General features: G+C 68.4%; 14 protein-coding genes and 1 tRNA gene. 11 read left to right on the top strand and 4 right to left on the bottom strand.

What is annotated here, in order from left to right:
- Positions 1-7: 7 nt before the first annotated feature.
- The 8 genes from QNA08_RS15105 (at position 8) to QNA08_RS15070 (ending at position 5,872) form a co-directional block, all read left to right on the top strand.
- Entirely contained in the window at positions 8-187 is a 180-nt protein-coding gene (locus tag QNA08_RS15105) for a twin transmembrane helix small protein (protein WP_422679926.1), read from the top strand.
- Positions 188-416: 229 nt separating this feature from the next.
- The gene (locus QNA08_RS15100) at positions 417-1,013 is read left to right on the top strand and encodes an acyloxyacyl hydrolase (RefSeq protein WP_283741558.1); all 597 of its coding nucleotides are present in this window, start codon (positions 417-419) and stop codon (positions 1,011-1,013) included.
- A 16-nt stretch (positions 1,014-1,029) separates the two neighbouring features.
- Positions 1,030-1,608, top strand: coding sequence for a cob(I)yrinic acid a,c-diamide adenosyltransferase (locus tag QNA08_RS15095; protein WP_283741557.1), 579 nt, complete (start codon positions 1,030-1,032; stop codon positions 1,606-1,608).
- Positions 1,609-1,634: 26 nt separating this feature from the next.
- Entirely contained in the window at positions 1,635-2,348 is a 714-nt protein-coding gene (locus QNA08_RS15090) for a rhomboid family intramembrane serine protease (protein ID WP_283741556.1), read from the top strand.
- Positions 2,349-2,502: 154 nt separating this feature from the next.
- Positions 2,503-3,252 carry an electron transfer flavoprotein subunit beta/FixA family protein gene (locus QNA08_RS15085; protein ID WP_283741555.1) on the top strand — a complete coding sequence of 250 codons (750 nt, stop codon included), beginning with the start codon at positions 2,503-2,505 and terminating at the stop codon, positions 3,250-3,252.
- Between the two features lie 2 nt (positions 3,253-3,254).
- Positions 3,255-4,202 carry an electron transfer flavoprotein subunit alpha/FixB family protein gene (locus tag QNA08_RS15080; protein WP_283741554.1) on the top strand — a complete coding sequence of 316 codons (948 nt, stop codon included), beginning with the start codon at positions 3,255-3,257 and terminating at the stop codon, positions 4,200-4,202.
- 63 nt (positions 4,203-4,265) lie between these two features.
- Positions 4,266-5,147 carry a 3-hydroxybutyryl-CoA dehydrogenase gene (locus QNA08_RS15075; protein WP_283741553.1) on the top strand — a complete coding sequence of 294 codons (882 nt, stop codon included), beginning with the start codon at positions 4,266-4,268 and terminating at the stop codon, positions 5,145-5,147.
- 155 nt (positions 5,148-5,302) lie between these two features.
- On the top strand, positions 5,303-5,872 hold the full coding sequence (locus tag QNA08_RS15070) for an HNH endonuclease (protein ID WP_283741552.1): 570 nt from the start codon (positions 5,303-5,305) through the stop codon (positions 5,870-5,872).
- 129 nt (positions 5,873-6,001) lie between these two features.
- Here the strand turns inward: QNA08_RS15070 and QNA08_RS15065 are convergent, their stop codons facing one another.
- Positions 6,002-6,520 carry a disulfide bond formation protein B gene (locus tag QNA08_RS15065; protein ID WP_283741551.1) on the bottom strand — a complete coding sequence of 173 codons (519 nt, stop codon included), beginning with the start codon at positions 6,518-6,520 and terminating at the stop codon, positions 6,002-6,004.
- A 14-nt stretch (positions 6,521-6,534) separates the two neighbouring features.
- Positions 6,535-7,116 carry a YqaA family protein gene (locus QNA08_RS15060; RefSeq protein ID WP_283741550.1) on the bottom strand — a complete coding sequence of 194 codons (582 nt, stop codon included), beginning with the start codon at positions 7,114-7,116 and terminating at the stop codon, positions 6,535-6,537.
- 234 nt (positions 7,117-7,350) lie between these two features.
- Here QNA08_RS15060 and QNA08_RS15055 point away from each other — a divergent pair.
- Positions 7,351-7,435 (top strand) — tRNA-Leu (locus QNA08_RS15055).
- 42 nt (positions 7,436-7,477) lie between these two features.
- Here the strand turns inward: QNA08_RS15055 and QNA08_RS15050 are convergent.
- Positions 7,478-8,341 carry a DMT family transporter gene (locus tag QNA08_RS15050; RefSeq protein WP_283741587.1) on the bottom strand — a complete coding sequence of 288 codons (864 nt, stop codon included), beginning with the start codon at positions 8,339-8,341 and terminating at the stop codon, positions 7,478-7,480.
- Positions 8,342-8,443: 102 nt separating this feature from the next.
- Here QNA08_RS15050 and QNA08_RS15045 point away from each other — a divergent pair, with 102 nt between their 5' ends.
- Positions 8,444-9,847: an aminotransferase-like domain-containing protein gene (locus QNA08_RS15045; RefSeq protein ID WP_283741549.1), complete on the top strand. Its 1,404-nt coding sequence runs from the start codon at positions 8,444-8,446 to the stop codon at positions 9,845-9,847.
- Between the two features lie 26 nt (positions 9,848-9,873).
- Here the strand turns inward: QNA08_RS15045 and QNA08_RS15040 are convergent, their stop codons facing one another.
- The gene (locus QNA08_RS15040; protein ID WP_283741548.1) at positions 9,874-10,416 is read right to left on the bottom strand and encodes an aspartate 1-decarboxylase; all 543 of its coding nucleotides are present in this window, start codon (positions 10,414-10,416) and stop codon (positions 9,874-9,876) included.
- 285 nt (positions 10,417-10,701) lie between these two features.
- On the opposite strand from QNA08_RS15040, the gene QNA08_RS15035 reads away from it, so the two are divergent.
- Positions 10,702-11,289 (top strand): methylated-DNA--[protein]-cysteine S-methyltransferase, encoded by a 588-nt coding sequence (locus QNA08_RS15035; RefSeq protein ID WP_283741547.1) that lies wholly within the window; start codon positions 10,702-10,704, stop codon positions 11,287-11,289.
- Positions 11,290-11,320: the final 31 nt, after the last annotated feature.

Here is an 11,320-nt window from a genome sequence, read left to right as displayed (position 1 = left end):
CCTCGCCATGAACTCGCTCGTCCCGATCGCCGTCGCCGCGGTGGCGATCGTGCTCCTCCTCGGCCTCGTCAACATGATGCGCGGCGGCAGCGCCCACCGCTCGCAGCAGCTCATGCGCCTGCGCGTGCTGCTGCAGTTCCTCGCCATCCTCGTCATCATGTTCGTGGTCTGGTGGCGGGCCTTCTGAGCCCGTGAGCGACCGGCGGGCGTTCATTGCGCCGGCCTGTCGACTTCTTGTATTTCCTCGAAATCACCCGGGAATCGCACCGTTTCGGCGCGGGACTACGGCTGCCGGAAGGATGAAGCGTTGCCCCGGCGCAACGCTGCAGGCGCGAAATGCCCGCGAGGGGGGTCTGGTGCTTTGCGCCCCATGCTGCCGTGCTACAAAGCCGAGTCATACGGCGAGGCAAGCCCCCATGCGTTCTTCTGCGACGATTCTCGCGACACTGGTGTTTTGCGCGTTTGCGGCTGGCCCGGCGGGTGCCGCCGACCTCGCCCGGCCGCGGGCACCCTCGGCGCCACCGCCGACGGTCACGGCACCGAGCTTCCTGTCGGAGCTGCGCTTCGGCGTCAACGCGCACGATCCCTGGAGCCCGGAGAAGGGGTCTGCCGATATCACCGGCGAGATTCTCTTCGCCAAGCCCTTCACGGCGAGCACGCCCACGCTCGATCTGCTCATCCCGCGCCTCCACATCGGCGGCGCGCTCAACACGGCCGGCAAGACGAGCCATGCCTATGCCGGCTTCACCTGGACGTTCGACCTGACGCAGGAGTTCTTCGTCGAGGCGAGCCTCGGCGGCGCCGTGCACAACGGCAAGGACGGCCCGGTGGTGCCGGCCGACCACAACGCCATGGGCTGCTCGCCGACCTTCCGCGAGTCGGCCGCCATCGGCTGGCGCCTCACGGCAAACTGGAGCGTGATGGCGACGGTGGAGCACCTTTCCAACGCCGGCATTTGCGACCAAAATCGCGGGCTGACCAATATCGGGGCCAAGGTGGGCTACCGATTCTGACCCCCAAGAGGCCCGCATGGTTCGCCTGAACCGCATCTACACGCGCACGGGCGACAAGGGCACGACGACCCTGGCCACGGGCGAGCGGCGGCCGAAGCACGATCTTCGCATCGAGGCCTACGGCACGGTGGACGAAGTGAACGCCTGCGTCGGCCTGGCGCGGCTGCACACCAGCGGCGACGCGGCCGTGGACGCCATGCTGGCGCGCATCCAGAACGATCTCTTCGACCTCGGCGCCGACCTCGCCACGCCTGCGCGCGAAGAGCCGGCGAGGCGCGAGGCCCTGCGCGTCGTCGATGCGCAGGTCGAGCGCCTGGAGCGGGAGATCGACGCGCTCAACGCCGATCTCGCGCCGCTGAAGTCCTTCGTGCTGCCCGGCGGCACGCCCGCCGCCGCGGCTCTCCATCTCGCCCGCACGGTCTGCCGGCGCGCGGAGCGCGTGGTCACGGCGCTCGCCGACAAGCCGGGCGAGACCGTCTCGCCCGCCGCCGTCAAGTTCCTCAACCGCCTGTCGGACTTCTTCTTCGTCGCGTCACGGCACGTGAACGACAAGGGAGCGGGTGACATATTGTGGGTGCCGGGGCAGAACCGGTGAGCCCGGCGCGCGCGAGAGGCTGAGCCATGTTCGTGCCGATCCACGACGGCGTGCCGATGCGCAACCTCAAGGCGCCCTATGCGACCTATGCGCTCATCGGCCTGTGCGGCGCCGTCTACCTTGCCACCTGGCTCGACCTCCTGCCGGTCGGCGAGACCTGGCTCGTGGCCGGCCTCGGCGTCATCCCGGCCTCTCTGTTCGGCAGCGCCTCGCTACCCGAGGGGCTGCCGATCGTGCCGGAGCCCCTGACGCTCGTCACCAGCCTGTTCGTGCATCTCTCCCTTCTGCATCTTGCCGGCAACATGCTGTTCCTCTGGGTCTTCGGCGACAATGTCGAGGATGCGATGGGGCATTTGCGCTTCGTCCTCTTCTTCCTGGCCTGCGGGGTGGCTGGCGGGTTCGCACATGCGTACGCCTCGCCCGATTCCGTGCGTCCGCTGGTCGGCGCTTCGGGCGCGGTGTCAGGCGTCGTGGCGGCCTATCTCATCCTGCATCCGCGCGTGCGGCTGTGGGGGCTGTTCTTCGCGCGCATCCCGCTGCGCCTGCGCGCCTACTGGGCCATCGGCTTCTGGCTCCTGTTCCAGATCGCGCAGATGTGGAGCGGCTTCGACGACTCGGTCGGCTGGGTCGCGCATCTCGGCGGCTTCGCCGCGGGGGCCGTCCTGGTGCTCGTCCTCAGGCGACCGGACCAGCCCCTGCTCGGAGCCGCGGACGGGCCTTCTCTCACCGGAGGAGAATGAACTTTCGCAGCGTTGACAAGGCCAGAAGCCGCTCGCTACGGTCCTCGCGCTCGGGAGCGCGCCGATCGTCAACCGCGCGCGAGATCCCTCTGCTCATCGCATCCTCGAGGTCGGTCCGGCAGGACCGCTTGCCCTCGCCTAAAGGGACTTTTCGATGAAGATCCTGGTGCCCGTGAAGCGGGTGGTCGACTTTAATGTGAAGGTCCGCGTGAAGGCGGACGGTTCCGGCGTCGAGCTCGCCAATGTGAAGATGTCGATGAACCCCTTCGACGAGATCGCCGTCGAGGAGGCCATCCGCCAGAAGGAGGCCGGCAAGGCCAGTGAGATCGTGGTGGTGTCGATCGGCACGGCGCAGGCGGCCGAGACCATCCGCACCGGCCTCGCCATGGGCGCCGACCGCGGCATCCTGGTGAAGACCGATGCGCCGGTGGAGCCGCTCGCCGTCGCCAAGATCCTCAAGAAGCTCGTCGAGCAGGAGCAGCCCGGCCTCGTCGTCCTCGGCAAGCAGGCGATCGACGACGATGCGAACCAGACCGGCCAGATGCTCGCCGCCCTCCTCGGCTGGGGCCAGGGCACCTTCGCCTCGAAGGTGGTGATCGGCGATGGCAGTGTGGAGGTGACGCGCGAGATCGATGGCGGCCTGCAGACCCTGTCGCTGAAGCTGCCGGCCATCATCACGACGGATCTGCGCCTGAACGAGCCGCGCTACGCCTCGCTGCCCAACATCATGAAGGCCAAGAAGAAGCCCCTCGACGAGACGACGCCCGAGGCGCTCGGCGTCGACGTCACGCCGCGCCTCAAGGTCCTGAAGACGGCCGAGCCGCCGGCGCGCCAGGCCGGCGTCAAGGTGGCCTCGGTGGCCGAGCTCGTGGGCAAGCTGAAGAACGAGGCGGGAGTTCTCTGATCATGACGACGCTGCTTCTCGCCAAGCACGACAACAAGTCGCTCAACGACGCCACCGCCAAGGCCCTGACCGCGGCGCGCGCCCTCGGCGCGCCCGTTCACGTCCTCGTTGCCGGTGCGGGCTGCCAGGGCGTCGCCGAGGCGGTCGCCAAGCTCGAAGGCGTCGCCAAGGTGCTCCTCGCGGACGCGCCCGCCTACGAGCATCGCCTCGCCGAGCCGCTCGCGGCCCTCCTCGTGTCGCTCGCCGACGACTACGACGCGCTCGTCGCGCCGGCGACGACGACGGGCAAGAATGTCATGCCGCGCGTGGCCGCCCTCCTCGACGTGATGCAGGTGTCCGACATCACGAAGGTCGTGGCGCCCGACACCTTCGAGCGGCCGATCTACGCCGGCAATGCCATCCAGACCGTGCAGGTGACGGACGCCAAGAAGATCATCACCGTGCGCGGCGCCTCCTTCCCTGCCACCGGGCCGGGCACGGCAGTGGCGCCGATCGAGGCGGTGGCCGCTGTCGCCGATCCGGGCCTGTCGGCATTCAAGGGCGAGGAACTGTCGAAGTCCGACCGGCCGGAGCTCACCTCGGCCAAGATCATCATCTCCGGCGGCCGGGCGCTCGGCTCGGCGGAGAATTTCGCCAAGGTGATCGAGCCGGTGGCCGACAAGCTCGGCGCGGCCATGGGCGCATCGCGCGCGGCCGTCGATGCCGGCTATGCGCCGAACGACTGGCAGGTCGGCCAGACGGGCAAGGTGGTGGCACCCGAGCTCTACATCGCGGTGGGCATCTCCGGTGCCATCCAGCACCTCGCCGGCATGAAGGACTCGAAGGTCATCGTCGCCATCAACAAGGACGAGGAGGCACCCATCTTCCAGGTCGCCGACTACGGCCTCGTCGCCGATCTCTTCACCGCCCTGCCCGAGCTCGAGCAGGAACTCGCCAAGATCGGGCGCTGAGCCCGGCAGCGGCGGCCGCCCGATGCGGCCGCCGCTGCTTCCTTGTCCACCGGACGGACTTTCATGTCGGATACGATTCGCAAGGTAGGCGTCATCGGTGCCGGCCAGATGGGCAACGGCATCGCCCATGTCTGCGCGCTCGCGGGCTACGACGTTGCCCTGAACGACCTGAGCGAGGAGCGCATTCACGCCGGCCTCGCCACCATCAACGGCAATATCGCCCGCCAGGTGTCGAAGGGGCTGGTCAGCGAGGAGGCACGCAAGGAGGCGCTCGCGCGCATCGTGCCGGCGACCACGCTCGAGGCGCTCGCTGACTGCGACTTCGTCATCGAGGCCGCCACCGAGAACGAAGAGGTGAAGCGCAAGATCTTCACCGCCCTGTGTCCGGTGCTGAAGCCCGAGGCAATGCTCGGCACCAACACCTCGTCGATCTCGATCACGCGCCTCGCCGCCGCGACGGACCGGCCCGAGCGCTTCATCGGCGTGCATTTCATGAATCCGGTGCCGCTGATGCAGCTCGTGGAGATCATCCGCGGCATCGCCACCGAGGACCCGACCTACGAGGCCACCAAGACCTTCATCGCCAAGCTCGGCAAGACGGCGACCCTCGCCGAGGATTTCCCGGCCTTCATCGTCAACCGCATCCTGCTGCCGATGATCAACGAGGCGATCTACACGCTTTATGAGGGCGTGGGCTCGGTGGAATCCATCGACACCGCCATGCGGCTCGGCGCCAACCATCCGATGGGGCCGCTGCAGCTTGCGGATTTCATCGGCCTCGACACGTGTCTGTCGATCATGCAGGTGCTCTACGAAGGCCTCGCCGATTCGAAATACCGGCCCTGCCCGCTGCTCGTGAAATATGTCGAAGCCGGCTGGCTCGGCCGCAAGACGAAGCGCGGCTTCTATGATTACCGCGGCGACAAGCCGGTTCCCACGCGCTGAGCCCCAACCGCCCCCGCCGACGGCGCGACATTCAGCCGCCCTCCTGCGGGAGGGCGCGGTTGTTTGTCGCTGCCTGCCGCACTGGCACCTTCACAACGGTGTCACAGCCTCTGTAGACTAATCCCACGAGCAGATTCGCTCGCGGAGGCGGTGGGGTGACGATTCACGTCCCACATCCGGTCGCGCCGGAAGCCTGTCCGGCCCTTGTTCTCAACGCCGACTATCGTCCGTTGAGCTATTACCCGCTGTCCCTCTGGGGCTGGCAGGATGCCATCAAGGCGGTTTTCCTCGAGCGGGTGAACATCGTTTCCGAATATGAGCGGACGGTGCGAAGTCCGAGCTTCGAGATGCGGTTACCCTCCGTCGTCTCGCTCAAGACCTATGTGAAGCCCACACGACAACCGGCCTTCACCCGTTTCAACGTCTTCCTGCGCGACCGGTTCACCTGCCAGTATTGCGGCGCCCGCGAGGATCTGACCTTCGATCACCTGATCCCGCGCTCCAAAGGTGGCCAGACGACCTGGGACAACGTCGTCACCGCCTGCTCCCCCTGCAATCTCCTCAAGGGGGACCGCCTGCCCGAGGACGTCGGGATGTGGCCGAGCCAAGAGCCCTTTCAACCCACCATCGGCGACCTGCACCAGAACGGCCGGCTCTTTCCGCCGAACTACCTGCACGACAGCTGGCTCGACTATCTCTACTGGGACACCGAGCTCGAACCCTAGGGCACTCGCCGCCCCCCCCTCGCAGGACAGCCTCACGCGAAGCGACGACGGTCGTCACGAACGCCCTGCGGACAAGGAGCACTGCGGCAATGGGGCGCCCATCCGGCCCCGAAGATATTGCTGGGGTTCTCAGCCGCGCGTAAGCGCGGCGCGGGCGCCGAGGCCGGCGACGGCTGCGATAGCGAGCGAGATCAGCACGTTCCAGCCGGCGAGCGACAGGCCGAGGAAGCGCCAGGCGGCCTGGTCGCAGCGCACGACGCGCACCGTCTCTAGGCTCTTCAGGAAATCGCCCATGCCGGCGGGCGCGGCAATCGCCCCGGTGCAGCCCCCCGGCCCCTGCCAGAGCGCCCATTCCACTCCGGCGTGATAGCCGGCGAGAGCCGCGCCGACGAGGAATATCGCGGCGACGAGGCCGAGGCCATAGCCCGCGACCCGCAGAGCGGGAGGACGCGCCGGCAGAAGCGCCAGCAGCACCGCGAGCGGCATGGCCGCATAGTAGGGGACGCGCTGCATCAGGCAGAGATCGCACGGCGGCAGGCGCAGCACGTACTCGAAGAAATAGGCGCCGGCGATGGTGGCGGCGGCCGCCGCGAACACGGCGAGCGCGACGCGGCGTGGAACGGCGAGAAAACGGGCGACTGCCTGCATCGGCCCCTTCACCCTCAGAAAAGATACTTGGCCGCCACGAACCCGCCAACCAGCAGGAGCAGCGTCAGTCCCGCCACCAGATTGAGATGGCGATCGATCAGCCGCTTCAGCGGATCTCCAAAGCGGTTCATGAGCCCGGCGACGAGATAGAAGCGCAGCCCGCGCGTGACCACTGACAAGAGCGTGAACCAGAGCAGGTCGTAGCCGGCAAAGCCCGAGGCGATGGTGACAAGCTTGTAGGGGATCGGCGTCAGGCCCTTGAGCAGGATGATCCAGTGGCCGTAGTCGGCATAGGCCTTGCGGAAGGCAGCGACGCCATCGCCATAGCCGTAGAGCGCGATCAGCCACTGGCCGAGCGAGTCGAACAGGAGCGCGCCGATGCCGTAGCCGACGAGCCCGCCGACGACCGAGGTGACGGTGCACAGGGCGGCGTAGAACCACGCCCTGTCCGGCCGCGCGAGCGCCATCGGCACGAGGATGACATCCGGCGGAACCGGGAAGAAGGAACTCTCGGAAAAGGACACCGCACCCAGCGCCCAGGGGGCTCGCGGGCTTTCTGCGAGCGACATGGTCCAAGCGTAGAGGCGGCGGAACATTCCGTCCGATTACCGGCCGGCCGCCGAATTGTCCATGCCCACGGCATGGGCATCGCGCTGCCGGGCCAATGTGGTCGCCGGCCAGCGTCGCGCGCCGATCGCGGCAAGCGATTGCGCTTCCGCGCCCCGCCTCGGTTCAGAGCGACGAGCGCGTCATCCCGCGCCAATTCGCGGCGGATCGTCGCGCGCAGCGCGTTGACCGGGGACTTTCCGCCGCTATGATCGCGCGCGCTTGCCCCTGTGGCGGAATTGGTAGACGCGCTCGACTCAAAATCGAGTTCCGCAAGGAGTGCTGGTTCGATCCCGGCCAGGGGCACCACCGCCTGATCGACGATGATGACCGGAGGGCCGCGGCGCGCCCTCACGCGGCGAAGCGCCTCGCGCCGGCAACGCAGAGCACGACGGCGGCCGTGACCCAGACCATGGACCAGCCCACCGTCTCGTGCAGCAGGGTGGCCGCGAGGACCAGCCCGAAGAAGGGCTGCAGAAGCTGCAACTGTCCCACCGCGGCGATCCCGCCCTGGGACAGCCCCCGGTACCAGAACACGAAGCCGATCAGCATGCTGAATAGCGACACGTAGCCGAGCCCGAGCCATGCCGCGCCGCCCACCGCAGCCCATGACGCGGGCATGGTCCAGAGGGCGAGCGGCGCCATCACGGGCAGCGACAGCACGAGCGCCCAGGAGATCACCTGCCAGCCGCCCAGCTTGCGCGACAGTTTCGCGCCCTCGGCATAGCCGAGGCCGCAGACGACGATCGCCGCGAGCATCAGCAAGTCGCCGACGGGCGCGGCGCCGGAGCCCAGGGCCAGCGCGAAACCGACGACAAAGGCGCTGCCGACGCCGGAGAAGAGCCAGAAGGCCGGGCGCGGCCGCTCCCCCCCGCGGAACACGCCGAAGGCCGCCGTCGCCAGCGGCAGGAGCCCGATGAAGACGATGGAGTGCGCGGAGGTGATGTGGCGCAGGGCGAGCGCCGTCAGCAGCGGGAAGCCCACCACCACGCCAAGGGCGACGACGGCCAGGGAGGCGAGGTCGGCAGGCTGCGGGCGCTTCTGCCGGAAGGCGAGAAGCAGGACGACAGCCAGAACGCCGGCGATCCCCGCCCGGGCGACGGTGAGGAACAGCGGATCGAAATCGGCGACCGCGACCCGCGTCGCCGGCAGCGACCCGCTGAAGATCAGCACCCCGAGAAAGCCGTTGATCCATCCGCTCGCGGTCTTGTCCATCATGCCACCTCGCCGCAGTCCCTATCGGACGTCGCGCGTGGCCTTTCCAGGGACAGTCCATTACAGTTCGCGCAAACTGTGATGCAGCAGTGAGCAGTACAGATGGACAGCCCGGTCGATCCTCAGGGGAGCGACGGCTCGCTTGTCGCGCACGTCATGCGGGCGATCCGGCAGCGCATCGCCGGGCGCACGCTCGCGCCGGGCGCGAAGCTGCCATCCATCCGGCGCCTCGCAGAAGCCATGCAGGTGTCGAAATCGACCGTCGTCGAGGCCTACGAGCGGCTGGCAGCGGAGGGCGTTGTGCGCTCACGGCGCGGCTCCGGCTTCTACGTGGCCGGGCACCTGCCCCCCTTCTCGCTCGCCGAGATGGGCCCGCGGCTCGACCGCGCCGTCGACCCGCTGTGGGTGTCGCGGCAGTCGCTCGCAGCGGGGGAGGATGTGCTGAAGCCGGGCTGCGGCTGGCTGCCGCCCTCATGGATGCCGGAGGCGGGCATCCGTCGGGCGCTGCGCGCTCTGGCGCGGGCGGAGGAGGCCACGCTCGCCGACTACGGCACGCCGCTCGGGCTCGCGCCCCTGCGCCGCCTTCTCGCCCGGCGCATGGCCGAGCGCGGCATCGAGGCGGCGCCCGACCAGATCGTGCTGACGGAATCGGGCACGCAGGCGATCGACCTGGTCTGCCGCTTCCTGCTCGAGCCGGGCGATGCGGTGCTCGTCGACGACCCCTGCTACTTCAATTTCCACGCCCTGCTCCGCGCCCACCGGGTGAAGGTCGCGGGCGTTCCCTACACGGCCTCGGGCCCGGACCTCGAGCTCTTCGCCCAGGCGCTCGCCGCGCACCGGCCGCGCCTCTACCTCACCAATTCCGCCCTGCACAATCCGACCGGGGCGACGCTCTCGCCCCTCGTCGCGCACCGGGTGCTCAAGCTCGCCGAGCAGGCGGGGACGACCATCGTCGAGGACGACATCTTCGCCGATTTCGAGCACGAGCCGGCGCCGCGCCTTGCCGCCTTCGACGGGCTCGAGCGTGTCGTGCACATCGGCAGTTTCTCGAAAACACTGTCGGCGGCGGTGCGCTGCGGCTTCATCGCCGCGCGGCGCGACTGGATCGAGGGCCTGACCGACCTGAAGATCGCGACCTCCTTCGGTAGCGGCCGGCTGTCCGCCGAACTCGTACTCACCGTGCTGACGGACGGCACCCACCGCAAGCACGTGGAGGGCCTGCGCGAGAGGCTGTCGCGCGCCATGGGGCAGACGAGCGCCCGCCTGAAGGCCATCGGCATCATGCCCTGGATCGAGCCGCGCGGCGGCATGTTCCTGTGGTGCGAACTGCCCGAGGGGCTCGACGCCGCCGACATCGCCCGGCGCGCTCTCGCCGAGAATGTCGTCCTCGCCCCCGGCAACGCCTTCAGTCTGTCGCAATCGGCGAGCCGCTTCCTGCGCTTCAACGTGGCGCAATCCACCGACCCGCGCATCTACGCGACGCTCAGAAGCGCGATGCAGGCTTGACGGTGAACGGCCCGCGGCACACGCTGTCAGGCGACGGACCTGAGATGGCGCGACAGGACATCGGCCACCGCGTGGTCGTCGAGCCCGCGCGCCCTGAGATCCCGGGCCAGGGCCTCGACATCGACCGCGCCGACGCGCCGCACGGCCGACGGCTCGCGTGGCTCGATCACCATGCGGAAATCAAAGGGGCGCTCGGGCGTCTCGTAGACTTCGTAATGCATGACGTCTTCGACGACATTGCCCGGACCGAAGGTGAGAACCTTGGGCCTCAAGTCGTACAGCGCGCGCTCCTCGACATAGGCCGAAGCACAGATGATGAGTTCATCGTCCTTCTGGCAGTTGCGCGCCGCCGCGCCGTTCAGGACGCAGCAGCGTGAACCCGGCTTGCCGAAGATGACATAGGTATACCAGCGCGCGCCGTTGTTCTTGTTGAAGATATCAACGAACTCGAGCGGGCGAATGCCGGCCTGCGTGCACTGGTCAGGATCGAGCGTGATCGACCCGTGATAGTTCAGATCGGCTCCGGTCACGCGGATCGCGTGCAGTTTGGCGCGCACAACCTGGAGCATGCCCTGCCTCCGAGTCTCGGGAATGCCAATTGATAGATTTTTACGCCGCATGCAGCAATATGGAAATAAATTACATATCATATGCGTCCTTTGCGAATCGGATACCGGCCCGCCGCTTCGGTCGCACGCGCCAGGGGCATCGACCGGTTCCTCCAATCTGTCGCGACAGGGCCATGGGAGCCGCGCATCCGGCCGTGCGGCATCGTTTTCGACGGCCCTCGAACGGTTCAATCCGCACCGCCGGCGCGCAGGCCCGCGCCGGGCGCCTTGTGCTATGCTCAGTGTATGACGGCATATGGCTTTGCCCTCTTCGACACGGCAGTCGGCCGCTGCGGCATCGCCTGGGGCGAGCGCGGCATCGTGGGCTTGCAACTGCCGGAGGCGAGCGAGCGCGAGACGCGCACGCGCCTCGTGCGGCGATGTCCGGGCGCGCAGGAGACGGCGCCGCCTCCGGACGTGCAGCGCACCATCGACAGCATTGTCGCGCTTCTCACCGGCGCGCCATGCGATCTGTCCGCCGTTGCGCTCGATATGGAGACCGTGCCGCCCTTCGACCGGCGTGTCTATGAAATCGCGCGCGGCATCGCCCCGGGCGAAACGCTCACCTACGGCGCGATCGCGGCCCGCCTCGGCGATCCCGGGCTCGCGCGCGCCGTGGGACAGGCGCTCGGGCGCAACCCCTTCCCCATCATTGTCCCCTGCCATCGCGTGCTCGCCTCCGGCGGCAAGGCCGGCGGCTTTTCGGCAAACGGCTGCGTGGCGACAAAGCGCCGGCTGCTCGCGATCGAGGGCGCGCCGGTCGGCGGCGCGCCCACGCTGTTCGATCTCGGCCTCCTGGAGGATCCGCAGCTGGTCATCGACCCGCGACGCTGATGCGGGATGCCGCGCGGCGACCCCGAACACG

The sequence above is a fragment of the Chelatococcus albus genome (assembly GCF_030067675.1).
Taxonomy (GTDB): domain Bacteria; phylum Pseudomonadota; class Alphaproteobacteria; order Rhizobiales; family Beijerinckiaceae; genus Chelatococcus_A; species Chelatococcus_A albus.
This window is presented reverse-complemented; position numbering and strand designations above follow the sequence as displayed.